At 59.9% G+C, this 25,080-nt stretch carries 20 protein-coding genes; 8 read left to right on the top strand and 12 right to left on the bottom strand.

Going from position 1 to position 25,080, the window contains the following annotated elements; translation table 11 throughout:
* Window positions 1-202 precede the first annotated feature (202 nt).
* From PMI32_RS27135 to PMI32_RS27150, 4 genes are all read right to left on the bottom strand, one after another.
* On the bottom strand, window positions 203-1,759 hold the full coding sequence (locus tag PMI32_RS27135; protein WP_008024511.1) for an efflux transporter outer membrane subunit: 1,557 nt from the start codon (window positions 1,757-1,759) through the stop codon (window positions 203-205).
* Window positions 1,756-2,820: an HlyD family secretion protein gene (locus PMI32_RS27140; RefSeq protein ID WP_008024510.1), complete on the bottom strand. Its 1,065-nt coding sequence runs from the start codon at window positions 2,818-2,820 to the stop codon at window positions 1,756-1,758. Before PMI32_RS27140 ends, PMI32_RS27135 begins: the two co-directional genes overlap by 4 nt.
* Before the next feature lie 26 nt (window positions 2,821-2,846).
* Complete coding sequence (locus PMI32_RS27145; RefSeq protein ID WP_008024507.1) at window positions 2,847-4,385, bottom strand: MFS transporter; 1,539 nt, start codon at window positions 4,383-4,385, stop codon at window positions 2,847-2,849.
* Window positions 4,386-4,598: 213 nt separating this feature from the next.
* A complete protein-coding gene (locus PMI32_RS27150; RefSeq protein ID WP_008024506.1) occupies window positions 4,599-5,525 on the bottom strand; it encodes a LysR family transcriptional regulator in 927 nt (308 codons plus the stop codon).
* A gap of 324 nt (window positions 5,526-5,849) precedes the next feature.
* Between PMI32_RS27150 and PMI32_RS29460 the strand changes: the two genes are divergently transcribed.
* Window positions 5,850-6,851 carry an RHS repeat-associated core domain-containing protein gene (locus tag PMI32_RS29460; protein WP_238541011.1) on the top strand — a complete coding sequence of 334 codons (1,002 nt, stop codon included), beginning with the start codon at window positions 5,850-5,852 and terminating at the stop codon, window positions 6,849-6,851.
* Window positions 6,852-6,955: 104 nt separating this feature from the next.
* Here the strand turns inward: PMI32_RS29460 and PMI32_RS27155 are convergent, their stop codons facing one another.
* The 4 genes from PMI32_RS27155 to PMI32_RS27170 are packed head-to-tail and all read right to left on the bottom strand — an operon-like array spanning window position 6,956 to window position 10,640.
* Window positions 6,956-7,822 (bottom strand): ABC transporter permease, encoded by an 867-nt coding sequence (locus tag PMI32_RS27155; RefSeq protein ID WP_008024502.1) that lies wholly within the window; start codon window positions 7,820-7,822, stop codon window positions 6,956-6,958.
* A gap of 20 nt (window positions 7,823-7,842) precedes the next feature.
* Window positions 7,843-8,703: an ABC transporter ATP-binding protein gene (locus tag PMI32_RS27160; RefSeq protein ID WP_008024500.1), complete on the bottom strand. Its 861-nt coding sequence runs from the start codon at window positions 8,701-8,703 to the stop codon at window positions 7,843-7,845.
* Window positions 8,704-8,708: 5 nt separating this feature from the next.
* A complete protein-coding gene (locus tag PMI32_RS27165) occupies window positions 8,709-9,734 on the bottom strand; it encodes an ABC transporter substrate-binding protein (RefSeq protein WP_008024498.1) in 1,026 nt (341 codons plus the stop codon).
* Between the two features lie 18 nt (window positions 9,735-9,752).
* Window positions 9,753-10,640 (bottom strand): TauD/TfdA dioxygenase family protein, encoded by an 888-nt coding sequence (locus PMI32_RS27170; RefSeq protein ID WP_008024496.1) that lies wholly within the window; start codon window positions 10,638-10,640, stop codon window positions 9,753-9,755.
* Between the two features lie 232 nt (window positions 10,641-10,872).
* On the opposite strand from PMI32_RS27170, the gene PMI32_RS27175 reads away from it, so the two are divergent.
* On the top strand, window positions 10,873-11,238 hold the full coding sequence (locus tag PMI32_RS27175) for a hypothetical protein (protein ID WP_008024492.1): 366 nt from the start codon (window positions 10,873-10,875) through the stop codon (window positions 11,236-11,238).
* A 117-nt stretch (window positions 11,239-11,355) separates the two neighbouring features.
* Here the strand turns inward: PMI32_RS27175 and PMI32_RS0128595 are convergent, their stop codons facing one another.
* From PMI32_RS0128595 to lapG, 3 genes are read right to left on the bottom strand one after another with little or no spacing between them, the layout of a single operon-like run.
* The gene (locus PMI32_RS0128595; protein ID WP_050550340.1) at window positions 11,356-11,574 is read right to left on the bottom strand and encodes a DUF6124 family protein; all 219 of its coding nucleotides are present in this window, start codon (window positions 11,572-11,574) and stop codon (window positions 11,356-11,358) included.
* Window positions 11,555-13,498, bottom strand: coding sequence for a cyclic di-GMP receptor LapD (lapD, locus tag PMI32_RS27180; RefSeq protein WP_008024489.1), 1,944 nt, complete (start codon window positions 13,496-13,498; stop codon window positions 11,555-11,557). The genes PMI32_RS0128595 and lapD overlap by 20 nt, the downstream gene beginning before the upstream one ends.
* A 14-nt stretch (window positions 13,499-13,512) precedes the next feature.
* Window positions 13,513-14,205, bottom strand: coding sequence for a cysteine protease LapG (gene lapG / locus PMI32_RS27185; protein ID WP_008024488.1), 693 nt, complete (start codon window positions 14,203-14,205; stop codon window positions 13,513-13,515).
* A gap of 193 nt (window positions 14,206-14,398) precedes the next feature.
* Between lapG and PMI32_RS27190 the strand changes: the two genes are divergently transcribed.
* From PMI32_RS27190 to PMI32_RS27210, 5 genes are all read left to right on the top strand, one after another.
* On the top strand, window positions 14,399-15,109 hold the full coding sequence (locus PMI32_RS27190; protein ID WP_008024487.1) for a GntR family transcriptional regulator: 711 nt from the start codon (window positions 14,399-14,401) through the stop codon (window positions 15,107-15,109).
* A gap of 638 nt (window positions 15,110-15,747) precedes the next feature.
* Window positions 15,748-16,524: a DUF3050 domain-containing protein gene (locus PMI32_RS27195; protein ID WP_008024485.1), complete on the top strand. Its 777-nt coding sequence runs from the start codon at window positions 15,748-15,750 to the stop codon at window positions 16,522-16,524.
* Window positions 16,521-17,450: a diiron oxygenase gene (locus PMI32_RS27200; RefSeq protein WP_008024484.1), complete on the top strand. Its 930-nt coding sequence runs from the start codon at window positions 16,521-16,523 to the stop codon at window positions 17,448-17,450. Before PMI32_RS27195 ends, PMI32_RS27200 begins: the two co-directional genes overlap by 4 nt.
* A gap of 13 nt (window positions 17,451-17,463) precedes the next feature.
* Window positions 17,464-20,880 carry a non-ribosomal peptide synthetase gene (locus PMI32_RS27205; protein ID WP_008024482.1) on the top strand — a complete coding sequence of 1,139 codons (3,417 nt, stop codon included), beginning with the start codon at window positions 17,464-17,466 and terminating at the stop codon, window positions 20,878-20,880.
* Window positions 20,881-20,902: 22 nt separating this feature from the next.
* On the top strand, window positions 20,903-21,370 hold the full coding sequence (locus tag PMI32_RS27210) for an SRPBCC family protein (RefSeq protein WP_008024481.1): 468 nt from the start codon (window positions 20,903-20,905) through the stop codon (window positions 21,368-21,370).
* A gap of 154 nt (window positions 21,371-21,524) precedes the next feature.
* Here PMI32_RS27210 and PMI32_RS27215 read toward each other — a convergent pair whose 3' ends face one another.
* The gene (locus tag PMI32_RS27215; RefSeq protein WP_008024479.1) at window positions 21,525-23,405 is read right to left on the bottom strand and encodes a methyl-accepting chemotaxis protein; all 1,881 of its coding nucleotides are present in this window, start codon (window positions 23,403-23,405) and stop codon (window positions 21,525-21,527) included.
* 392 nt (window positions 23,406-23,797) lie between these two features.
* On the opposite strand from PMI32_RS27215, the gene PMI32_RS27220 reads away from it, so the two are divergent.
* Window positions 23,798-24,844 carry a FecR domain-containing protein gene (locus PMI32_RS27220; protein WP_032828557.1) on the top strand — a complete coding sequence of 349 codons (1,047 nt, stop codon included), beginning with the start codon at window positions 23,798-23,800 and terminating at the stop codon, window positions 24,842-24,844.
* Window positions 24,845-25,080: the final 236 nt, after the last annotated feature.

Here is a 25,080-nt window from a genome sequence, read left to right as displayed (position 1 = left end):
CTGGCTGCCGAACCGCCGCTGCCGACGGTGCTGCTGTCCAGCAGCGGATCGTCTGGCACGGGCGTTTGCGCCTGAGCGGTACACGTTAAAATGGTCAATCCGATAACCCACACACGAACTCGTCGCATAACCGTAACTCCCTGACGGATGAGCGGAGTCTATGACAGTGTGGGTGAGCGTCAAGTGGGTGGGATTGATTGGACTAACGCAGCACTGACTCCCATCCCCCACCCAACGCTTTGTACAACCCGACCATCGCCAGCGACACCCCGGTCGAACTTTCGACCCATTGCTGCTGAGTCGCCAGCAATTCACCTTGCACGGTGAGTACGTTGACGAAATCCACCACGCCTTCCACGTACTGCTGTTGCGCGGTGCGCAGGGCGATCTGGTTTTGGCGTACGGCTTCGGCGAGGCTGTCGCGACGCAGTTGGCTGGCGTTGTAGGCGGTCAGTTGATCGTCGATTTCGTGCCAGGCGCGCAGCACGGTTTGTTGGTAGGCGATGGCGGCTTCCTGTTGTTGCGCTTCGCGCAAGTTCAGCACACCACGCAGGCGACCGCCGTCGAACAGCGGAAGGCTGAATTGCGGGCCGATGCCGAAAGCACGTGAGCCCCATGAGCCGAAGTCGCTCAGTTGCATGGCCTGCGAACCGAGGTTGCCTGACAGGGTGATGCGCGGATAGAAATCACCCTTGGCCACGCCAATGTTTGCGGTGGCGGCATGCAAGCGGGCTTCGGCCTGGCGGATGTCCGGGCGGCGCTCGGCCAGTTGCGACGGCAGGCCGATGGCGACCTGACGCGGGGTTTGTGGCACTGGCGCGTCTGTGGATAACTCAGCGTGCAGCGCTTGCGGCGGCTCGCCCATCAACAGGCTCAGCGCGTTGATCAGTTGCGACTGGCGCTGCTCCAGTGCCGGCAAGCGCGATTCGATGGCCGCGACTTGCGCGGCGGCTTCGGCGACATCCAGGTCGGTGGCGACACCGTCGACCAGGCGCAGTTGCGACAGCTTCAGGCTGTGGCGGGCGACGTCGAGGTTCTGCTCGGTGACGGCTCGTGTGCTTTGCACGCCGCGCAGTTGAATGTAGTCCTGGGCGGTTTCGGCGAGCACCGACAGCAGCACGCCGCGCTGGTCATTCTCCGCGACTTCAAGGGTGGCATCAGCCGCTTCGGTTTCGCGTCGCACACGCCCCCAGAAATCCAGTTCCCAGGAGGCCGAGAAACCTGCGTCCCACAGGTTGAACGCCGAGTCACCGTGGTGCCCCGACGGATCGCTCAGGCCTTCACCGCTGTTGCGTTTGCGCCCATAGCTGCCGGTGGCGGCGGTGTTGGGATAGCGTTCGGCGGTGATCACCTGGCGCGTGGCGCGGCTTTGCTGCAAACGGCTGCTGGCGAGTTTCAGATCGAGGTTGTCAGTCAGGGCGCGTTGGGTCAGGGCCGAGAGTTTCGGGTCCTGGAAAACTTCCCACCAGCGTTCGTCCATATGAGCGGTTATCACTTCACTGGCGGCGGCTTTCGACGGTTTCGACCATTCGGCAACTTGCCGGGCTTGAGGCTTCTGGAAATCAGGGCCGATGGTGCAGGCGGCGAGACTCATGACCAACAAGGCACAAAAGGCTAGTTGAGGCTGACGGCCTCTTCGCGAGCAAGCCCGCTCCCACATGGGAGTTTCTTCCGGGCCTGAATCTTGTGCACACCGATGCTCCAATGTGGGAGCGGGCTTGCTCGCGAAGACGTCAGAACAATCGATGTAGATTTTCATCGTTGCGCAACCTCATGCTTCCCGGTTTCAGCCGTATCAATACTCGCCTCCACCGACATCCCCACCCGCAACCGCTCAGCCAATGGCTGCCCCGGATCGAGGACGATTTTCACCGGTATCCGCTGCACAACCTTGGTGAAGTTGCCCGTCGCGTTGTCCGGTTTGATCGACGCGAAAGTCACCCCGGTGGCCGGCGCAATGCTCTCGACACGACCGCGCAATGCTTCGCCGCCAAGGCTGTCGACGCGCACCTGCACACCCTGCCCCGGCTGCACCTCAGTCAGTTGGGTTTCCTGGAAATTGGCGACCACATACGCTTGCGCCAGCGGCACCACGGCCAGCAGCTTGCTGCCCGGCGTGACATACGCACCGACACGCACCGCACGCTCGCCCACCATGCCGTCCTGCGGCGCGACGATGCGCGTATAGGACAGCTCGTAGCTGGCCATTTCCAGGGCCGCTAGCGCCCGTTTCAATCCGCCGTCGGCGGCGTCACGCTGGGCGGTGAGGATCTCCACTTGCTTGCGCTCCGCCGACAGTACCGCTGTGGCATTGGCTAACCGGGCACTGGCTTGATCAATGCGCGTACGCGCTTGCTGAGCATTCTGAACCGTACCCGCGCCAACGCCGGCAAGGTGGTTGTAGCGGTTCAATTCATGCTCGGCGAACGCCATTTCAGCCTTCGCCGACACCACCGTGGCTTGCGCCTGAGCAATCACTGACGTCTGGCGCTCAAGGGTCGCCAGGGCGTTTTGCAGTTGCGCTCGCGCCACCAGCGTTTCGGCGTCGGCGGCTTGAGCGGCAGCGCGCAGGTCGCGGTCATCGATCAGCGCCAGCAACTGCCCGGCCTTGACCTGCTGGTTGTCTTCCACCAGCACTTCCTTGATGAACCCGGCGACGCGGGGCACGACCAACGTGAAGTCGGCAGAGACAAAGGCGTCATTGGTGTTCTGTTGCGTACGCTTGCCAAAAATTCCCGGCGCCAGCAGATACACCAGCACGCCGACCGCCACCACGGAGGCAATTGCGACGGCGATTTTTTGCTTGGATTGAGTCGTCATAAAAACCTTCTGTTTCAGTGAAGCATTCATGTCGGCGCACGCGGCGGATAGATCCGCGTCGGCAGCCAGAAAATCAACAGGATCAGCGCCAACGCGACGCCGCCCATGCACAGATAAAGGTCCGAGGCGGTCAGCACCACGGCTTGCTCATGCAGCCGGTGGGCAAGGCCCGCGCTGTCGCTGTCGGCCAACGGCGAGTTGCCGAGACGATCCACCAGCATGGTCGAATGAAAGTGCAGCCGCGATGTGGTCAGTGCGTCGATTACGCCAGTCGCGATCACCGCCGACAGGCCTTTGACGGTGTTGAACCAGGCGGAAGCGAACGGCCCTTCCATCGGGCTGATGCTGCCGGTCGAGAGCATCAACAGCGGCAACACCGCCATCGGTTGACCGAAGATTTGCAGCAGTTGCAGCATGTAGAAATCGTCGCGAATCCACGCCGACGTCAGCTGCGAGCCGCCGATACACGACAGCGCCAGCATGCTCAGGCCGATCCCCAACACCCAGCGGCAATCCACCCGGCGCAGGTTGCACAGCGCCGCCACCAACGGCAGCGCGAGCAACTGTGGCAGCGCCGCCAGCAACATGACCGGTGCAGTCTGCACCGGGCGATAACCCTGGACCTGCGCGAGGTAACTGGACGGAATGATGATCACCGCCAGCAAAATCACCAGCACACCGGCCAGGGTCAGCAAGGCGAACGACAGGTTGCGGATGCCGAGCATCTGCATCTTGAAAAAAGGCGTCGGCTGCGACCATTCGTTGATCAGGAACAGCACCAGCAACACCAGCCCGCCGCCGAGCAGTCCGCAGATCAGGGTCGATTCGAACCAGTCCAGCCGATTGCCCTGCAGGATGCCGATCACCAGCATGCAGATCGCCGGAAATCCCAACAGCAATCCGCGCCAGTTGAACTGCTTGAAACGCTCAAGGCGCAGCGGATCCTGGGGCAAACCGTAGGCCACCGCCGCCATGGCGAGCAGGCACGGCGCGATGATTTGCCAGAACGTCCATTGCCAGCCGACATGCTCGGTCCACAACCCGGCCAGTGGCGTGCCGAGCCCCGGACCGAAGGTGGCCGTCAGGGCATACCCGGCCAGACCGTAGAGCTTCACGTTGGCCGGTAAAAAACGCAGGGCGACGGTCATCAACATCGGCGGCAAGGCACCGCCCGCCAGACCTTGCAAGGTGCGCATGACCAGCAGGCTTTCGTAGTTCGGGGCGAACGGACACAGCACGCCCAACAACGTAAACACGCAGATCGCGCAGAGAGTGAAGCGCCGCAACGAGAACGTCACCGAGCACCACGGCGCGAACGCCATCGCGGCCACCGAGGTCGCGGTGTAACTGGCGACCAGCCAGGTACCTTCGTCATAGCCGATGGCCAATGCGCCGCGAATGTCGGCGAGAGCGACCTTGGTCACCATCTCGTTGAGGCCCGACACCAGCACCGCCAGCAACACACCCACCAGACCGATGATGATTCGCGGACCGAAGACCGGTGGCGTCACGGCGACTGTTGGACTGGCCACGGCGAGAGGTGCCGGGGCCGTGAGGGAAGTCATTACTGCAAGCTCCGGGATGTGAATGTCGGAGCATTTTAGGAAGCGCGTGACCTGACGAAAATCAACTTATCGGCAGGTTATAAGTGCGTTCCATGCAGCAATACAAACCCCCTGTAGGAGCTGGCTTGCCAGCGATGGCGATTTTTCAATCAACATCTTCAGCGCCTGATGCACCGCTATCGCCAGCAAGCCGGCTCCTACAGGGGTCCCTGTTCAGTCTGACGTGGGTTGCGCGGCCAGCCATGTCGCGTCGCAACACGCCTTGAGCGTTTCACGCATCCAGCGATGCGCCGGGTCTTTGTCGAAACGCGGGTGCCAGGCCTGGGTCAGCATGAGGGTCGGCAACGGGATCGGCAGGGTGAACGAGCGCAATTTCAAGCCCAGCCGCCGCACGCTCAGCAGCGCTTCCTTGGGCACCGGCAGAATCAGATCGGAATCAGGCAAGGCAAACATCGCCGCATGGAAACTCGGCGCAATCACCGCCACTCGCCGCTCCAGGCCCAAGGCATTGAGCGCGGTATCGATCGGGCCGCGAGCAATCCCGCGCCGGGACATACTGATATGAGAAAACCCGGCAAAACGCTCGGCAGTGATTTCTTCGTCGAGCAGCGGATGGTCTTCGCGCACCAGGCCGACAAAGTGCGTGGAGAACAGATTCTGCACCTTCACTTCCGGCATCAGCGGCCGATTGTTGCTGACGCTCAGATCGATGCGCCCTTCACGCAACGCTTCGTCATCCCCATCGCCCTCCGGAACGAAGCGCAATTCGCAGTGCGGCGCCTGACGCTCCATGGTGTCGAACAGCTTGCCGCCGTAGACACCGACAAAGAAATCGTTGGCGCGAATGCTGAAGCGTCGGCGCAAACTGCCCAGCTCCACATCATCGGCGGAGCGGAACAGCAACGCGGCCTGTTCCACCACCTCCCGCACCTGCTCGCGCAACGCCAATGCCTTGGGCGTGGGCACTAGGCCGCGACCGGCGCGCACCAGAATCGGATCACCGATGGCTTCGCGGATTCGTGTGAGCGTGCGGCTCATGGCCGCTGGGCTGAGGTTCATCCGCCGCGCAGCGCCCACCACACTGCCCTCGTCGAGCAGGGCGTCGAGAGCGACCAGCAGGTTCATGTCTGGTAGTTGCATGGTGAGCACTCGTGTTTGATCTGGATTGATTCAGACGCAATGCTAGCAGCGTATCTGCGTTGTAGGAGCAAGCTTGCTCGCGATGAACGATAACGCGGACCGCCTGTGGGACCGAGTCGCGCCGATCGCGAGCAAGCGTTGCTCCTGCGTCTGTACTGCAAACCTAGCAGTTCTGATAGTTCTCAACTTTGCCTCAGACGTGTAGAACTCAAAGCCCCCCTGCCCCACTTCTGCGAGGCTTTGATGAATCAACCCAAAGCGGGTGATCAAAAGAAACCCAAGTGGTCACGGACAGTGCTGCTGGCAACCAACGGCAGCCATTCGATCATCGCCGAAGTCCATAGCGGTAAAGCTAACCCCATCGCCTACTCCGCCTATGGGGAGCAATCCGCGGAGCAGGAAGTCGCCACGAAACTGGGTTTTAATGGCCAATTGCGCGAAGCGAATATGGGTTGGTACTTGCTGGGTAATGGCTACCGTGCTTACAACCCGCGGTTGATGCGCTTTCATAGTCCGGACAGTTGGAGTCCATTTGGTGGGGGTGGGTTGAATGCATATATGTATTGCATGGGGGATCCCGTCAACCATTCGGACCCGACGGGGCACTTTTTGGATGCGATTAAGCTTTTCGTTCAGGAAAACGTTTCTTTTGGCGGCTCGGCAGCTCAACTCGCCGCCCGGAATGTCGCTCGCAGGGTAAACGGGATTGCCAGACAGAAGGCAAGGTACGCACTCGCTGCTGCTGGAGGATCTCCGACACCCGAAAATCGACCGTCAACGAGCTCCGGAGTTGCTGCAATGCTCAGCTTTGTCGGTGGAGCGCCGGGCCCTAGAGGCAACAGCTCGCCAGCCATCCAATACTCGGAGACCCGGCCCAGAAGCCACCCTGGTTATGCAACAGGCGCAGCAGGAGACGCAGCAGTGGGCGCAGCAGTAACCGGATGGGTAGTCACACCAAGCCCGAACATACCAAGACCTTCCAGCAGTTATAGCGCTACTAGTGGTGGCGGGCCCCGCTCGAGCTTTGACAATCCAAGAGTCCTTTACAACGGTCCATTGCCAACGACACCCGTTCTCGTACACGAGAGGCTCTTAGGTGGTGCACCGCGGAGTGCTCCACCGAGCGCAGCAAACACTAGCGGGCCACCTGGTGGCATCCATCTTCCGACATCTCCCCAAAGCTCACGATCATCATCATTCGATAGCTCAGGGCCGAGCGATTGGACTTCCTCCTCCAGTTCAAACTCCTCTCGTTCTTCCAGTCCAGCAAGACTTGTGACACTCATTCGGAAGGATAATGGCCAGCAGCACTCGCGCTGGATGTAGACGAACTGTAAAAAATGGTCCCGTCCAAGGGCACGAAAATCAAAGCACTCATAGCGGTGCATGTGAGTGCTTTTACTCAGGCGCTATTTGGAGGTTTTGCCTCGTTACCGCTGCATCCCCCACCGCTTCACCGTCACCCGCTCCAACGAATCAAACACCAGATTCTCCACCAGCAATCCAATCAGAATCACCACCGCCAACCCGGCAAACACCTTATCCGTGTACAGCTCATTGCGATTCTGAAAGATGTACCACCCCAACCCACCCTTGCCACTGGTAGCGCCAAACACCAACTCAGCTGCAATCAGCGTACGCCAGGCAAAGGCCCAGCCGATTTTCAGCCCGGCGAGAATCGACGGCAGCGCCGCCGGAATCAGGATGAACAACACGAAACGCATGCCCTTCAAACCGTAATTTCGCCCGGCCATGCGCAAGGTTTCCGAGACGCCCAGGAAACCCGCGTAGGTGTTCAACGCCAACGCCCAAAGCACCGAATGCACCAGCACGAAAATCAGGCTGTTCTGCCCCAACCCAAACCACAGCAGCGCCAGCGGCAGCAGCGCAATGGCCGGTAGCGGGTTGAACATCGAGGTCAGCGTACTCAGCAGATCGCGACCGAACTGCGTCGACACCGCCAAGGTGGTCAGAGCAAACGCCAGGACGATGCCGATCAAATACCCCTTCAGCAACACCACCAACGAAATCCACACTTTGCCCAGCAACTCGCCGCTGAGCAGGCCGTCGTACAGCGCACTGGCGGTTTGCAGAAAACTCGGCAACAGCAAGTCGTTGTTCTGAATGCGGGCAACCACCTCCCACAGCACCGCGAGCAGAATCAGGATCAGGCTTTTGCGAATCCAGCCCTGTTGCCACAGGCGTTGACCCAGGGGCAACTCACGCTCCAGCGGTACGCTGGTCAGCGGCTGCAAAACGGTTTCGAACTCTTCACGCGCAGATGATAACTGGCTCATCGGGCACTCCTCTCAATGGCTCAGTAAGCGATGCGAATGTCGGAAAAATCCAGCTCGCGCTCGGTTTCCGGTGACTGGCCTTCATCGAACAACAAGCGATGAATCCGCCGCGCCGACTCCTGAAACGCCACGCCGCCAAGACTGTGCAAATCGTACTGATGGCTGTGGACTTCCGCCCGTACCCGACCGGGATGCGGCGACAGCAGCAGGATGCGATTGCCCACCACCAGCGCTTCTTCGATGGAGTGCGTAACGAACAACAACGTGAACCGCACCTCTTCCCACAGCAGGAGCAATTCTTCCTGCATCTTGCGGCGCGTGAGGGCGTCGAGGGCGGCGAAGGGTTCGTCCATCAGGAGGATTTTCGGCTGCATCGCCAATGCCCGCGCGATGGCAACGCGAGCCTTCATGCCGCCAGACAAGGTGTGCGGGTAAGCATCGGCAAATGCCGCCAGCCCGACCTTGTCCAGATAGTGCAGCGCTCGTTCTTCAGCCTCTTGGCGCTTGAGGGTTTTCGACGCCAGCAGCGGAAACATCACGTTCTGTTTGACGGTTTTCCATGGCGGCAGCTGATCGAATTCCTGGAACACCACTATCCGGTCGGGCCCCGGGGCATGGACAGTTTGCCCTTGCAGGCGAATCTCGCCTTCAACGGGCTGGATGAACCCGGCAACCGCCTTGAGCAATGTGGATTTGCCGCAACCGGAAGGACCGAGCAGCACAAAGCGGTCCGCCGGGTCGATTTCAAAACTGACTTGGTGGGTCGCCCGAACCACGCGCTGCGGCGTGCGGTATTCGAGGCTGACGTTGTCGACCGACAGCAGCGCCTGAGCTGCGACGTTCGGTTTGCTGACCGTGTGGCCTTGCAAAGGGGCGTTCATGTCGGTCAGCTCCCTTGCAGCGGTTTGGTGTCCTGGAAGAAGTAATCCTTCCATGAATCCGGTTTGTTTTTGATCGCACCGACGCGGTAGAGGAACTCGGCCAGTGGGTAGGTATTTTTCGGCGTGACACTGAATTCGAACTGCGGGTTATCGATGATTTTCAGCAGCGCGGCGCGATCGATTTTCGCCTTGGTCACACGGATGTAGGTATCGGCGGCAGCGCCTTTATCGTTCTGCGCAAATTGCGCCGCTTCGGTCAGCGCTTCGACGAAGGCCTTGTAGGTTTTCGGGTTCTCGTTGCGGAATTTCTCGGTGGCGAACAGCACCGTCGGCGAGTTCGGGCCGAGCAGGTCATAGGTGTTCAACACCACATGGACGTTGGGGTTGGCCAGCGCCTGATCCTGGAATGGCGGGTTGGAGAAATGCCCGGTCAACTCGGTGCCGCCGGCAATCAGCGCGGCCGTGGCGTCCGGGTGCGGAACGGCGATGGTGTACTTGTCGAGGCGATTGAATTCCTTGTCGCCCCATTGCTTGGCGGCCGCGTACTGCAGGAAGCGCGACTGCACCGACACGCCCACGGCCGGCACCGCGATGCGGTCCTTCTCGGTGAAGTCGGCGATGGTTTTGACCTTCGGATTGTTGCTCACCAGGTAGTACGGGAAGTTACCGAGGGAAGCCACGGCTTTGACGTTCTGCTTGCCGTGGGTGCGGTCCCAGATGGTCAGCAGCGGACCGACGCCGGCACCGGCGATATCAATCGAACCGGAAAGCAACGCATCGTTGACCGCCGCGCCGCCGGACAGCTGAGTCCAGTCGACCTTGATGTCGATGCCTTCCTGCTTGCCGTACTTCTCGATCAGGTTCTGATCGCGCACCACGTTGAGCAACAGGTAAACGATGCCGAACTGTTCGGCGATGCGGATTTCACCTTCGGCGTGAGCCACGGTCGGCGCCACCAGGCTGCCGGCGATCAGGCTGAAACCCAGGCCGATGGCCGCAGCCAACGGTGCAAAGGGAAGACGTTTGGACATGATCAAATCTCCGACAAATCAGAAAGGCGCGTCGCCCTGAATGGTGGTGCGATACAACTTGCGGCGCAGATGGCTGGGGCATCCGGCGGCGAGGTGGATCAGCGAACGGTTGTCCCAGAACACCAGGTCGTGGGGCTGCCATTGATGGCGGTAGATGTTGTGCGGCAGCACGCTGTGGGCGTAGAGCTCGTCGAGCAGTTGCTTGCTCTCGTCGTCCGGCAAACCAACGATGCGGGTGGTGAAACCTTCGCTGACGAACAACGCCTTGCGACCGTTTTCCGGGTGCGTGCGCACGATGGGATGGACGACTTCGGCAACCTGGGCCAGTTGCTCCGGCGTCAGGGTCGGACGCCAGTTGCCTTCGAATTTGGTCTCGCTGTAGCGCGCCGTGTACGAGTGCGCCGCCGAGCGACCTTCGACCGCTTTGCGCAACGCTTCAGGCAGGTTGTCCCAGGCTTTGTGCATGTCGGCGAACAAGGTGTCGCCGCCCTCGGACGGCAATTCCTGGGCGTGCAGCATCGAGCCCAGGCTCGGCAATTCTTTATAGGACAGGTCGGAGTGCCAGAACTTGCCGGCGTCACCGAGGCCGATGGATTGGCCGTTTTCGATGATGTTGGAAACGATGAGGATTTCCGGGTGCCCGGTCAGCAGGAACTGCTTGAGCACGTGGATCTGCAACACGCCAAAACGGCGGCTGAAGTCGATGTGCTGTTCGGGGGTAATGCGTTGGTCGCGGAACACCACGACGTGATGATCCAGGTGCGCGCGATGGATGCGGGCGAAGTCCTGATCATTGATCGGGCGGGACAGGTCCAGGCCGATGATTTCGGCTCCGACAGCACCGCTGAACGGGCGAATCTCAAAGGTTTGCGGTGCGATTGCAGGTGACGCAGAGACGGCTGACATAAAAATCACTCCCACGCACGGCACGCTCAAGGGCGCGCGCGTCGATCAGAAACTCACGGAGGTCCCGTGTTGGTTCGTTTCGTGCGGCGCGCCGATTGGTCGGCAGGTACGCAGGAGGTTGACTTTATAGATATAAGAACGCGAATTTAAATACCGTTAGCGAATAACCATATGGCTTATTTCGCCTATGCTGCTGACAGGATGACGCTGCTCAACGCTTGAGGGACGCTCAATGTTCTACGTGCAACGCAATGCAGATGGTCAACTGATGCGCGTGGAAGCCGAGGCCTATGCCGGGTCCACCGAAACCTTGCCCGCTGAACACCCGGACCTTCAGGCGTGGTTTGCCAGCGAAGTCATGGCCACCAGCCACAAACAACTTCAACAAATCAAACAGCTCAAACAGTTGAAGCAGAGCGACCTGGACATGATCCGGGTACTGGACGACTTGATTCAGGTGCTGACCGATAAAGGCGTGATCCGCGTCACCGATCTGCCGGCCGCCGCACAAGCCAAACTCATGGACCGGTCCCAGGCGCGGGAGGCGTTGGGTGGGTTGAGTCTTTTGGTGGATGAGGATGAGACCGGGCTGATCTGAGTCCCAGCTTCTTTGTCGCCTGTTTTGACGCCATCGCCGGCAAGCCGACTCCTACAGGGTTTGTGATCAACCACTACCTCTGTAGGAGCCGGCTTGCCGGCGATGGCGGCCTTCAAGTCACCGCAGGCTCATCCTTCTTGAACAAAACGCCAACAACTCCGGCGACTCCAGATGATCCTGCGCCCGCGCCACCAACAAATGCACCCCGTCGGCCATTCGGTCAAGCGCCAGTGCGACGCATCGGCTTGAGCCGTCCTCATCGTCGGCGAGGTTGGCAGCGATGGCACTGATGGAGAACAGGTCTTCGAAAGCCCCACTACCAAGGCTTCGGCTCACCAAACAACTGCCCTTGCACACCGTAAATCCCCATCTCGCGAATCACCTCCAACTCCCCGTCCGTCTCGACCCGCTCGGCAATCAACGGCAAGTCGATGCTGTGCGCCGCCCGCTGAATCGCCTCGATGAACAAACGCTTGTCGCTCTCCTGATCAATCGCGCGGATGTAAACGCCGTCGATCTTCAAATACGCCAACCCGAGCCGTGCCAGGTTGCCGATCATGCTGAAGCGCCCGCCAAAGTGTTGCAGGCTCAACGAGAATCCGAGTTCACGTAGGCGCCGTGTCAGCTCTTCCAGCTCAGCCTGCTCTGGCAGTTGTTCCTCACCGATTTCCAGCGTCAGCCGCGACCCCAAACTGGAATGCGCACGCAAAATATCGAAGAGTTGACTCAGCGCCTGCGGATTGGCCAGCGTCGCCGAGGACAGGTTCAGCGCCAACGACGCGTCATGGTCGGCCATCTGCTCGAGCACCCGCTCCAGCATCAGGCGGTCCAGGCGCGCGGCCCAGCCGAAACGCTCAAGCCACGGCAAGAACCGGCCGGCGGGGATCGCCTGGCCCTGCTCGTCGATCAAGCGTGAAAGCACTTTGTAATGCAGCACCAGCGTCGTGTCCTGGCTGGCCACCACCGGCTGGAAATACAGCTCGAAGCGCCGCTGATTCAGCGCCAGATCGAGCAAGCTGTGCCAGGCATGATGATCATCGCCGACAGGGGCTGACGTTGCGCGGTCCAGGCACACCCACCGCGAATCGCCCTGGCCTTCAGCCTGCGCCAGTGCCTGATCCGCCAGCCCGAGCACCGCTTGCGGGGCGTCGCCATACACAAACGGCGCCAGCCCGATGAAGGCCACGGCGGCCACGTCGGTGGCGCCGGTCGCATGCAGGGTGACCAGGGCGCTGTCGAGGTTTTGCGCCAGTTGCAGCGCTTCTGCGCGCAGCAATCCCGGCGCCAGCACGGCAAATTCACCACCACGGATCCGCGTGACAAGGTTCAGCGTTTCGGGGTATTTGGCACACTCGCGGGACAATTGCTCGCCGACCGCGATCAGCAAATCATCGGTGTGTTGACCGCCCAGACGCTGATTCAGCCCGGCGAGGTCCTTGACCCGTAGAAGCAGCAAATAACCCGAACTCGCCTGTTCCGGATTGCTCACCCGCGCGTTCAATTGCATCTCGAAATAGCGCCGGTTGGCCAACCCGGTCAGGTTGTCCTGATAGGACTCGGCGCGCAGTTTTTCACTGCGTTCGGCCTGCTCCTGGAACAACGCCTTGAGCTTCTCGACCATCTGGTTCATGGCCTGCACCACCCGGCGCAATTCAGGTGTGCGCGGCAGGTCCGGCAGGCTGAGGAATTCACGGCGGGCAATGGCGTGGGATTGCTGGACCATGTAGTCCAGCGGTTTCAATTGCCGGCGCAACAGCAACGCCCCCAGCGCCGCACTCACCGCGCCGCAAAGCAGCAACCAGCCGAGACTGCCCAGTGCGCTCTGCCAAAGCTTGGCCAGCGCGAACATCGGATGGCTGACCACTTCGACCCGCGCAGCCTGTTCCCAGCCACGGCTGACAATCGCATCGCCACCCGCCGGTTCCAGGCCGATCAGTTTGATGAACCAGTCCGGCACATTGGTGACCGCCGGGATGCCATTGCGTTCGACCAGCGTCTTGTCGTTTGACAGATCGACCACGCGGATGCTCGCGTAGTAACCGCTGTCGAAGATCGAGCTGACCAGCAGCTCGACCATCGCCGGGTCATCGATGTTCGGCGTCAACGACAGCGCCAACGCCGTCGCGGCGTCCTGGGCGTGGGAGCGCAATTGGTTGACGTACTGGGTGCGCGAGCTCTCGAGGCTGACCATGAAGCTGCCGGTGAAGGCGACCACCAGGAACAGACAAATAGCGATCAATAGCTGTTTGAACAAAGACATCTGAGCGCGTGCTCCTAGTTAATCGTTTCGACCGGGAATCCTTCCGCCTGCATTTTCTTCAACACATCCTGCCAACGGGACAGCCGCTTGGTATCGCCCACTTTCTTGTTGCCCTTGGCACCCGGCAACCACAAGCCTTCGGCATTGAAAGCGTAGACCGGCAACAGATCGGTACGTTGGCTGGCGGGCTTGATCGCATCGATCAGGCTGTCGAGCACCAGCGGCATGGCGTCGGGGCTGGCGTAATACGTCAGCACCATGTGCGCGCGATTGAGGCTCAGGGCCTTAACGTAAGTAATGCGCAACTTGTCACTGGAAACGCCGAGGCGGCGCAGGCTGAAATACTTGGCGATGGCGAAGTCTTCGCAATCACCAGCGCCTTTCCACAAGGCTTCGATCGGGGTTTCCCAATAATCGACCTCGTGCCACAGGCCGATGTCCTCTTCATAGCGCATCTGTTTGTTGAAGAATTGGTTGACCACATTGAGCTGGTCCAGCTCACTGAGTTGCTTCTGCGTCGCCAACAATTGCTGCCAGGCATCAATGCGCTGCTGACCCTCGCCCATTGGCCCGTACAACGCCTGCGCCCGACGGCTGATCAGGGAAAAATCCCAGTCGGCGTGCAGGCCGCCCGAAATGACACCGGCCAGCAGCAACGCGCAGCACAACCAGCGCAAGGTCCGAGGGATCGCGAAACGTGCCGCCAATGCGAGGCATCCAGGGTGGGCAGGTGGAATCGATTGATGTTGAAGGTTAGCCTGTTAAATGACAATGGCACGGTGAGATCACTGCGGGCCGACTAAACTTGAAGTGTGACCCTGTGTGCGTTTGACAACCTGTCAGGCAGTCACTAGTGTCCTCTTGGATCCAAATTATCTCAGTCATTCAGGGTGCGTAGTAGTGACACAGAAGCCCAACCCTCTCGGCAGTATCAAGGTCAACGGGCCGATTCCCGCTCATCTGGCCCGCTCGGTCATCGAAGAGACCCTGCGTGCCGCCATTCTCGATGGTCGCATTCCTTGCGGCACGGCCCTTCGCCAACAAGACCTGGCCGACCTGTTCGGTGTCAGCCGCATGCCGGTCCGTGAAGCCTTGCGCCAGCTCGAAGCCCAAGCGCTGCTTAACGTGGTCGCCCACAAAGGTGCGGTGGTCGCGCCACTGGTTCAGGGCGACGCCGTCGAGACTTACGCATTGCGCATCCTTCTGGAGTCCGAAGCCCTGCGCCTGTCGATCCCTTTGCTCACCAACGAAGACTTCGAGCAGGCGGCCCGCTACATCGACGAACTGGAAACGGAACACGACTACACCGAAATCGGCCGGCTTAACCGCCTGTTCCACATGTCGATGTATTGCAAGGCGCCTAACCGTCGGCTCTTGAGGCTGGTCGAAGACGGCCTGAACGAAGAGGAACGTTTCCTGCGCTTCAACCTGGAAGCCATGGGCCTGGGCAAACTGTCCCAGGAAGATCACCGTGCGCTGCTGCGGGCGGTGGAAGACCGCGACATCGAGCGTTCGGTGAAGCTGCTCGAACATCACCTCAACCGAGGTGTCGAGGTCATCACCCGCTATCTCGAAAGCCCCGAAGCGCAAAGCAGAAAAACCTCGAAATAAATCACCCCGGCAACGGCGCGAGCAGGTCGACCTGCTCGCCCGCGCCTGCCGCGCCTGCACATCCTTTCTGCCAAACCCGCCCCTTGCACTGACCCTACGACGCGTCGGTGATAGCGGCTGCCTTGATTTACGCTCACTCTTGGGCTGCCAACGAATAACAAACGGGCGACGCACCGCATGAGCGGCGCAGTCCCCGCATCAAGAACCTAAGGAAGGAGTCTTGCCACGGGAAAGGAAGCATCGGCGTCCCGGCCAACTTCCACCCCTCAAATCACACTAACGATCACCCTTAGAAAGTTGCTTCGAGTGAGGCATTCACTCTTTATTTCGATTTCGACTTATATAAGCCGAAAGGAGCAACTACGCCCAAATAAAACTTATTCATAAAGTCTTATTGGAACTTGTCACGCTCGAAAAAGTTAAACTTTAAAATAGTATAAAAATAACTTGCCCAGCACTTTATTCGTGTATTAGCTTTTCTCCGCCACTACTGGCCACTGGCTGAAACCCCTTAGCCATAAGACCTATATGCAACTAATACCGATCAATTCATTTGAGGCATCTGCTCGCCATCAGACTACTTAAAACACTCGTTACTTATTGATCACACCTCACTCCGGACCACTTATAGGCTCGCCATGAAATCGACTAAAGACCGTCTTAATCAGAAGAAAGCAGAACTTAGCGCGCACCCGATTTTCTCTGAAATACATTCGCTTTCGGTACTTCAACGCTTCATGGAATCCCATGTGTTTGCGGTATGGGATTTCATGTCGCTGACCAAGCGCCTGCAACAGGAACTGACCTGCGTTCAGTTGCCCTGGCTGCCGCCGAGCGATCCGCAGGCGGCGCGCCTGATCAACGAGATCGTGCTTGGTGAAGAGTCCGATGATCGTCCGGCCAACGGCCATTACAGCCATTTCGAGTTGTACCTCGATGCGATGCGCGAAGTGGGGGCCAGCACGGCCGTCATCGAACGCTTCGTGGCGCTGCAGCAAGAAGGCGTGAGTTATGACGTGGCATTGCAGAGCGTGGACGTTGACCCGGCCGCTGCGCAGTTCGTGCGCCATACCTTGCACACCGCGCTGCATGCACCTGGCCACAGTGTTGCAGCGGCATTTTTGCACGGTCGCGAGAGCGTGATTCCGCAGATGTTCCAGCGGATTCTCGACGATTGGGGCATCGGCATCGAGCAGGCGCCGACCTTTCGTTACTACCTGGAACGGCACATCGAAGTCGACTCCGAAGACCACGGCCCGGCAGCAGAAAAACTCCTCGCGCGATTGGTCAATGGCGATCCGCAACGCGAAGAAGACGTCTACGCCAGCGCCCTCGCCGCCGTGGAAAGCCGCATTGCCCTGTGGGACGGCCTGCGCCTGAGCATGAGCGAGCCGTTGGCGGAGGTGAACGCATGAACGCCGCCGACTACCAATCCTTCGCCGACGCCTGGGAAAGCCGCGCGACCATCCGCACCCGACCGCGCCGCGTGCTGGAGAACGACGAAAAGCTGATCTACCCACTCAGTCGCCAACCGCTGGTATTGAGCGAAACCTTCCTGCGCGAATGCCCGGAGCAACGGGATTTCGCCCTGGTGCAGACGCTCTACAAATTCATCAACGACGTGGTGATTTTCGAAACCGAGATCGTCGACAAAACCGCGCGCAGTATCGCCAAGAACCGCTTTGCCGTGGCCTTCCCGTTCACCTGCCGGTACGACGCCATGACCGTGGTGGTGGACGAGGATTACCACGCGCTGGTGGCGATGGATTTCATGCAGCAAACCGTCGCCATGACGGGCATTACGCCCATCGACCTGCCGTATGAAATCGAACTGAGCCGGGCGATTCCGGCCGCCGTGGCACTCGCACCGGAACATCTGCGCAGTGCCGTGGAGTTGATCTGCGTAGCCATCGCCGAGAACACCGTCACCGGTGATGTGGCGGCGTTTGCCAAGGACGACACGGTCAAGCAATCGATCAAGGGTTTGATGGCTGATCACCTGCTCGACGAGGGTCGTCACTCCGGCTTCTGGGCGCGGCTGGTGCGCATCTACTGGCACACCGCAAGTGAAGAAGATCGGCGATACATCGCGCAGATTTTGCCGGTGTTCATCGGCCATTACCTGACCAACGACATTCAGAAGTCGTTCGACTTCCGCCTGATCGATTCCTTGCAGATCAGCGAAGCCGCGCGCGCCGCACTCAAGCGCGAGGTGTCGGGACTGGCCTTCCCGATCAACCGCCATCACCCGTTGGTCGCCAACATCGTGCGGTTTTTCCGCAGCAGTTCGCTGCTCGATTCGCCGTGCGTTCAAGAAGCCCTGAGCGACTACCTGGTTTAACGAGGAGCACATCATGAGACGTCTCGACATTATGCTCATCGGGCAGAGCCAGGCCCTGACCGACCTGGCGCTGGAGCTCGAACAACACGGTCATTCGCTGATGCGGCTTGAGGCAGTTGGTCAGCCTGCGGCGGGACCGTTCGATTTGCTGATCGACGACACAAGCCTGCCGTTTGAGGACTTCGACGCGACATCGCGACTGACGCTGCAACTGGGCATCGGCGAGCCGCAGACTTCAGGTCTTGTGACGTTGGACTTGCTATGCCTGCACGGTTCGACGCTGCTCACGCGCGTGCCGATTGCCGACGAACCTTCGGGCAACGGCCAGGCATTGCGTGTGCGGGCGGTGGCGGAACTGGTGGACCACGTAGCGTTGCTGGTCAGTCGTTTCTCGCGGGACGCCGACTATTTTCTACTGGCCGAGCCAGCGACCCCGGTGCATTTCGAGCGGCTAGAAAGCCTGCGGTTCCTGGAGCGCCTGGCCTTCGTCCATCGGCTCAATTCCACCGCTGATCCTCGGTTGCTGCAACTCGCACAAGTGCCGATGATCGAGCGGCTTGAGCAGCGCTTCACACAGTCCGCCGAAAGACCGGCGCTGAACCTTGCCGGCACGTCCGTCAGCTATCGCCAACTGCATGCTCACAGCCGCGTCATCCAGCAGCGTTTGCAGCCAATGCTCGAACAACTCGACGGGCCGTGGGTGATCGGCATTTGCCTGCCGAAATGCAGCGCGTTGTATGCGGGGATTCTGGCGATTCTCGGCAGCGGCGCGGTGTATCTGCCGCTGGAACCGAGCCATCCGCTGCAACGTCAGCACTACATTCTGTCGAATGCCGGTGCCGTGTTGCTGCTGCACGACGGGCAGCATCCTCTTGCATCCGAGATGCTCAGCCTGGACATCAGCGCGATCGACATCAACAGCGTGGATCTCGACCAACCTTTGATGCGCCAGCGCCCGGACCTCGACGCGCCGTGCATGGCGCTCTACACCTCCGGCACCACCGGCCATCCCAAAGGCGTGTTGCTCAGCCAGGCCAACCTCGCGCACTTCACCGCATGGTACGCCGACTATGTGCAACTGACGGAGCAGAGCCGGGCGCTGCAGTTTTCGTCGTTGAGTTTCGACTCGTCGCTGATCGATATTTTCCCGACCCTGCTGCAGGGCGCCGAGCTAATCGTGCCCAGCGACGATCAACGCCGTGATCCGCTGCAACTGGTGGAATTGATCCGCCACCAACGCTTGAGCCACGCGTTTCTGCCACCAGCCTTGTTGAGCATTCTGCCGCTGGAGCAGTTGCAGGTGCTGGATCATGTGATGACCGGTGGCGATGTGTGCGAGCCCTATGTCATCGAGCAGCTCACCCGCCAGGGCAACCTCTACAACCTCTATGGCCCGACCGAAGCGACGGTGCTGATCACCGCGCGACAACTGCGCGCCGGCGACAGCAATCGCACCCTCGGCGCGCCTATTGCCAACAGTCAGGTGCTGATTCTCGACGAGGATTTTCAGCCGGTGGTCGAACAGACCGTCGGCGAGTTGTACATCGTTGGCCCCGGTGTCTGCCTGGGTTATCTGAACAATCCGCAACAGACCGCCGAGCGCTATTTGAACGTGAGCCTGCCGAGCGGTGAGCACCTGCGGGCCTACCGCACCGGCGACATGGCGAAGTGGACCGACGCTGGCATCGAGTTGTGCGGACGCCGGGACAATCAGGTGAAGATTCGCGGCTTTCGGGTCGAGCCGGATGAGATCGAACGTTGCCTGCGCGACAGTCAGCTGTACCGCCAGGTGGCCGTGGTCATCGACAACCAACGGCGGATTCTGGCGTTCCTCGCCCAGCCTCAGGAAGCGCTACCCGGTGCGGCGCGTGAAGCGCTGAAGGCGCACGCCACCCAGTTTCTGCCGGACTACATGCAGCCCACCGCCTGGACCGAACTGGCAAGTATGCCGTTTGCCAGCAACGGCAAGGTCGATCGTAAAGCCCTGCTGGAGCTGCCCGTCAGCATCGCCGAAAACACCGAACGACGCTTGCCGGCCAGTGCCGATGAAGCGCTGCTGCTAGAGATCTGGGCCGAGCTGCTGGAGCTGCCAGCCAGCGACATTTCCACCGACGAAAGTTTCTTCAATTTGGGCGGCCACTCGATCCTGCTGTCGCGCATGCTGTTGCGCCTGCGTGAAGAGTTCGGTCGCAGCATCTCGATCAACCGCTTCATCGAACTGCCGACCATCGCGAAACTGGCAACACTGGTGCGCGGCTCCGGCACTGAGGAAGTGCTGAGCGAGCAGGCCATGGCGGATGCCTTCCGCGAACTGGATATCGAGCCGCTGCCCGTCAGTCGCATGGGTGATGTACACAAGGTGATCGTCACCGGCGCCAACAGTTTTGTCGGTGTGCATATTGTCGAGGCGTTGTTGGCGTGGGGCGCCAGCGAAGTGGCGTGTCTGGTGCGCGATGGCAGCGGGCAATCGGCAGCGGAACGTTTCGCCCACGCGTTGCGGGAAAACCGTCTGGAGCATCTGGATTTGAGCCGGGTGCGGGTTTACGCGGCTGACATCACACAGCCCTCGCTGGGGCTTGCGGTGGATGTTTATGAGCGCCTGGATCGCGAGTACGGCGCGCTGGTGCACAACGCCGCCAACGTCAATCACGTGCTGGATTACGAGTCGCTGGCGCGGGACAACGTAGAGCCAATCTTCGAGTGCCTGCGCCTGTGCGAAGGACGCAGTAAAAAAATCTTCAATTTCGTCTCGACGCTGTCGGCTTCGAGCACGATTTCCGCGGATGGCCGGGTGCTCGAACTGCCCGCCGCGCAGACCCCGCCGATCTACATCAAAAATGGCTACAACCTGTCCAAGTGGGTCGGCGAACGAATCCTGGAAAGGGCTCGGGAGCGCGGGGTGCGGGTCAATCTGTACCGCCCCGGCAACATCAGTTTCAACAGCCTGAGCGGCGTCTGCCAGCCGCACAAAAACCGTTTGATGCTGATGCTCAAAGGCTCGATCCAGCTCGGTCAGGTGCCGGAATTCGCGTTGAATTTCGACCTGATGCCGGTGGACTTTCTCGCCCGTTTCATCGCCTTCCACGCCAGCCGGTATTCAGCGGAAAAAGCGGTGTTCAACCTGCACAACCCCGAGCCGCTGAGTTGGGACGATTACGTCGCGTCCTTTCGTGAGGCGGGTCGGGAATTCTCCATGGTCAGCGTCTCCGACTGGCAGCAGCAACTGGGACGGGTCGACAGCGACAACGCGCTGTTCGGCGTGCTCGGTTTTTACCTCAACGGCTTCGAAGAAGACATCGGCGACATCTCGATGATCGGCCATGACAACGCTCAGGCCGGCGTGCGGCAGATGGGCGCGCACTACCCGGAAAAATCCCCGGCGCTGCTGCGTCGCGGCTGCGATTACCTCAAAGAAATCAACTTCATCTGAATCACTCAAGCGGAGCAAAACCATGAACAACCTGCAACCCGATACCCTGATCAAAAACCCGCAAGGCTGCCACGTCGTGTCGTCCGTGGACGTACCGGCGCAGGCCGAAAAAGTCTGGGCGGTGGTCGGCAACTTTGCCGGCTTCGATCAATTCATCCCGGCGTTGTCGCACATCGAGATGACCGGCGAAGGCGTGTCATCGCTGCGCAAGAAATTTTTCAAGGACGGCAACCTGGTGGTCGAGCAACTCAATTCGCGGGATGACCAGGCGCGGAGCATGACCTGGACCACGATCTACAACACCTTGGGCGTGGCCAATTTGTGGGCGGCGATGACGGTTGAGGTGCTGGGTGAAGGCAAGTCCCGAGCGACCTGGACCATCAACGCCGAGCCGGCCCAGGGTGGCGCCGAGGCACTGCCGGGGTTCAAGGATTTTGTGCAGGGGTTTGCCGATGATGCGATGAATAATGTGTTGAAGTTGTTTGCGTAGGACGTTACTTCGGCGGTGACTCATCCATCGCTATCGCGAGCAAGCTCGCTCCCACATTGGACCTTCATTGAACACAGCCTATGTGAACAATGATGATCCCTGTGGGAGCGAGCCTGCTCGCGATTGAACGATAACGCGGTCTGACAAATCTGAATCAGATCTTGAAGCTATCAACCAACTGCTTTAACCGATTCGCCTGCAACGACAATGCATCGCAATCCTTCAACGTTTCATTGAGGTTGGCCACGCTCTGCTGATTCAGCAGATTGATCTGGTTAACGTCGACGTTGAGGGTTTCCACCACCGCCGTCTGCTCCTCGGTCGCTGCCGCCACCGACTGGTTCATCCCGTCGATTTCGCCAATGCGCTTCGTCACGCTCACCAGACGCAGACCCGCCTGGTTCGCCACTTCAACGCTCTCTTCGCTGGAGACCTGACTGGCGTTCATGGTGGTCACCGCTTCACGCGAGCCGACTTGCAGCGACGTGATCATCTTGTGAATTTCCTCGGCCGACTCCTGCGTGCGATGCGCCAGGTTGCGTACCTCGTCCGCCACCACCGCAAAACCACGACCGGCTTCACCGGCGCGTGCCGCTTCAATGGCGGCGTTGAGCGCCAACAAGTTGGTCTGCTGGGAGATGCCTTTGATCACATCGAGAATGTGCCCGATGTTGTCGGTGCTCGCGTTCAGGGTTTCGATCTGCGTGCACGACAGGCTGATTTTCTGCGACAGCTCGGTCATGGCCAGAATGGTTTTTTCCACCACCTGACGACCGTCATCGGCCTGCTCGCTCGCGCCGCTTGCATGCTGCGAAGCGTCGGCGGCGTTGCGGGCGATTTCCTGGGTGGCGGCGCCCAACTGGTTAATCGCCGCCGCCACGCTGTTGGTGCGCGCACTTTGTTCGTCGGAACCGACGATCGACGCGTTGGACGAAGCCATCACCCGTTGCGACAGGTCATGGACCTGCCGGGTTGCCGAGGACACTTCGGAAATCGACGCGTGAATTCGCTCCACGAACTGGTTGAAGGAGCCGCCGAGTTCGCCGAATTCGTCTTTGCTTTCCACGGACAGACGACGGGTCAGGTCGCCTTCGCCTTGTGCGATGTCCTGCATCGCACGACCCATGGTGGTCAGCGGACGCATCAGCACGTTAATCAGCAGGGTCAGCAGCACCGCAATGACGGTGACAGCGATAAACATCGCGATCAACGCTGAGGTGCGGAATTGGCTCAATGGTGCGTAGGCCTTGTCCTTATCGATCGACAGACCGATGTACCACGCAGCATTCGGCAAACCGTTGACCGGGGTGAACGAGAGGATGCGTTCCTGATTGTTCAGGGTGACTTGCTGATTGCCCTTCTCGATGCGCAGGCCGGCGTTGGGGTAGATGTCCTTCAGGTTCTTCATGACCTGGTCTTTGTCCGGGCTGACGATCACCTGGCCGTCGGCACTGACCAGAAACGCATGGCCAATGCCGCCGAAGTCCACCGAGTTGATGATCTTCACCAGGGTTTCCAGGCTCAGGTCACCGCCGACCACGCCAAGCAACTCGCCATTCTTTTTCACCGGCATGGCGATGGTCACGACCAACCCACCGACGGCCGCCATGTAAGGCGGGGTCAGCATGGTTTTGTCAGCGACAACCGCTTGCTTGTACCAGGGACGCTGACGCGGATCGTAGCCGTCCGGCATCTTCGCGTCAGGGCGCTGAGTGAACACGCCATTAGTCTGGCCGACGTACGTGAACTGGAAGTTGGAGGTGAAGGCCGGCTGATCAACCAGCCCCGGCAGATCGGCATTGGCGCCTTGATGAGCGACGTTTTGCGCGAGGTTTTCCAGCACCAGCACGCGGCCGCTCATCCAGTTCTGCACGCTGCTGGCGGTCAGGTCGCCGGCTTGTTGAACGGAGGATTCGAGGTTTTGCCGAATAGTATTTCGCTGCAGATAGTCGTTGTACAAAGTGAACAACGCAAAAGCCAGCACCACGACGCCGGAGGCGGCCAACAGGATTTTATGGCTGAACTTGAGATTCATTTCATAGGGCTTCTATGCAGAAAGTGGGGATGCGTTCCGGGTTGCAACATTCCATGTACAGCTCAAGCGGCTCTAAGGCCGCTCTACTTTGGTGCACGCATGTCTCACCAGTCTGTCGGCACAGGCGGGATAAATCTTAGGGGCATGTACGAAATGACCGGTATTTCCGTCAGATACCCGCCGAACGGCGTGCTAGAGCGCTTGAGTAGCATTGGTGTGATGACGGTTGTTCGAGCGGCAGTTGCAAATTCCCCGTCCCTTGACAACAATGCGAGTAATTATCATTTGTGACGTTCGGGCTAATGCAGCCGAAGGGCTCACTCTCAACGTTCGGTGGAGCGCTATGTCGCTGATTCGCTCTATCACTGCTACCTGCTGCGGAACCCAACATGATGCCTGTGGATAATCCTGCACTGGGTCGGCGTGGCGAACCTCATCAACAAGTGGTCAAACAAGCCATCCACTGGCTGCTGCGCTTGCGAAACAACGCGAGCAATTCCAGGCTGCGCCAGCAATGCGATGTCTGGCGGGCAGAACATCAGGAGCACGAATTGGCCTGGCAACGGGTGCAGTCCCTGCACGCTGAACTCAACAACAATCTGCATGCGGCACCCGGTGCCCACGTCGCCTTCAACACGCTGGAAAACAGTGCTCAAGGACTGGGCAGGCGCCAGACCTTGAAACTGCTGTCGGGTGCGTTGTTGATGGGATCGGCAGCATGGCTGGGCAGGGATCTGACGGGCTGGCAACAGTGGACCGCGGATTTCGCCACCGTTACGGGCGAGCGCCGTGGTTTCCAGCTGCCGGATGGCACGCGACTGGAACTGAACACCGCCAGCTCAGTGGATCTGGACTACACCGCGTACCAGCGTCTGATCAAACTGACTCGTGGCGAAATCATCGTGACGTGCGGCGGGGCCGATGAAGGATCTTCACTGGATCGACCGCTACGCGTGCACAGTCGCCACGGTGTGTATGAGGGCGTCGCCGCACGTTTCATCCTTCGCCAGGAAGCGGACTGCACGCGGCTCAGCGTGACCAGCGGCATGGTCGCGATCTATTCACCATCGCCTGCCGATGGTATGCCGATTCAGGTGCAGGCCGGTCAGAGCTATGTGATTGATCATCAGCGGGCACGTTTGGCACCACCGCAGGACATGGATATTGGCGCCTGGGTCGACGGTCTGATCGTCACCCGCAACATGCGTCTTGGCGATTTCCTGCAGGAGGTCGGGCGCTACCGCCATGGTTATCTGACGTGCACAGCAGATATTGCCGACTTGCGGCTGTCCGGTGCCTTCCGGTTGGAGGACACCGACAAGCTGCTGGTCATCCTTCCGCAGACCTTGCCGGTGCAACTGCGCTACCGCACCCGATGGTGGGTGACGTTGGAGCGGCAGTCAGCAGCCACCGCTACAACGCTGCCGCCGGAGCTTTGAGCGATGTGCTCAGTCAGTTTGCACGCCAGGCGGGCAGCTGACCGAAAACCGCCACGGTGAGCTATCAGTTCTAAATACTCGGCATACAAAAAAAGCCAGCCCTTGATTTTCAGGGGCTGGCTTTTTTGTTTTTCCTAGGCAGGCAATCGGGATATTAGCGAGCCCGAAACGACAAAACCCCTGTCTGCGTTAGCAGACAGGGGTTTCGGAATTCAATCTTGACGATGACCTACTCT

Source organism: Pseudomonas sp. GM60 (assembly GCF_000282415.1).
Classification (GTDB): Bacteria; Pseudomonadota; Gammaproteobacteria; order Pseudomonadales; family Pseudomonadaceae; genus Aquipseudomonas; species Aquipseudomonas migulae.
Note: the sequence above shows the minus strand (reverse complement) of the source record. Positions and strands in the feature narration are given on the sequence as shown.

What these genes read in the sequence shown, in the direction of transcription:
- PMI32_RS27220 (WP_032828557.1), top strand. Translation starts at nt 23,798, where the DNA reads ATGCCTGTGGATAATCCTGCACTGGGTCGGCGTGGCGAACCTCATCAA.
- PMI32_RS27155 (WP_008024502.1), bottom strand. Translation starts at nt 7,822, where the DNA reads ATGAGCCAGTTATCATCTGCGCGTGAAGAGTTCGAAACCGTTTTGCAG.
- PMI32_RS27160 (WP_008024500.1), bottom strand. Translation starts at nt 8,703, where the DNA reads ATGAACGCCCCTTTGCAAGGCCACACGGTCAGCAAACCGAACGTCGCA.
- PMI32_RS27215 (WP_008024479.1), bottom strand. Translation starts at nt 23,405, where the DNA reads ATGAATCTCAAGTTCAGCCATAAAATCCTGTTGGCCGCCTCCGGCGTC.
- PMI32_RS27165 (WP_008024498.1), bottom strand. Translation starts at nt 9,734, where the DNA reads ATGTCCAAACGTCTTCCCTTTGCACCGTTGGCTGCGGCCATCGGCCTG.
- PMI32_RS27170 (WP_008024496.1), bottom strand. Translation starts at nt 10,640, where the DNA reads ATGTCAGCCGTCTCTGCGTCACCTGCAATCGCACCGCAAACCTTTGAG.
- PMI32_RS27135 (WP_008024511.1), bottom strand. Translation starts at nt 1,759, where the DNA reads ATGAAAATCTACATCGATTGTTCTGACGTCTTCGCGAGCAAGCCCGCT.
- lapD (WP_008024489.1), bottom strand. Translation starts at nt 13,498, where the DNA reads ATGTCTTTGTTCAAACAGCTATTGATCGCTATTTGTCTGTTCCTGGTG.
- PMI32_RS27175 (WP_008024492.1), top strand. Translation starts at nt 10,873, where the DNA reads ATGTTCTACGTGCAACGCAATGCAGATGGTCAACTGATGCGCGTGGAA.
- PMI32_RS27200 (WP_008024484.1), top strand. Translation starts at nt 16,521, where the DNA reads ATGAACGCCGCCGACTACCAATCCTTCGCCGACGCCTGGGAAAGCCGC.
- PMI32_RS27205 (WP_008024482.1), top strand. Translation starts at nt 17,464, where the DNA reads ATGAGACGTCTCGACATTATGCTCATCGGGCAGAGCCAGGCCCTGACC.
- PMI32_RS27195 (WP_008024485.1), top strand. Translation starts at nt 15,748, where the DNA reads ATGAAATCGACTAAAGACCGTCTTAATCAGAAGAAAGCAGAACTTAGC.
- PMI32_RS27140 (WP_008024510.1), bottom strand. Translation starts at nt 2,820, where the DNA reads ATGACGACTCAATCCAAGCAAAAAATCGCCGTCGCAATTGCCTCCGTG.
- PMI32_RS27150 (WP_008024506.1), bottom strand. Translation starts at nt 5,525, where the DNA reads ATGCAACTACCAGACATGAACCTGCTGGTCGCTCTCGACGCCCTGCTC.
- PMI32_RS27145 (WP_008024507.1), bottom strand. Translation starts at nt 4,385, where the DNA reads ATGACTTCCCTCACGGCCCCGGCACCTCTCGCCGTGGCCAGTCCAACA.
- PMI32_RS27210 (WP_008024481.1), top strand. Translation starts at nt 20,903, where the DNA reads ATGAACAACCTGCAACCCGATACCCTGATCAAAAACCCGCAAGGCTGC.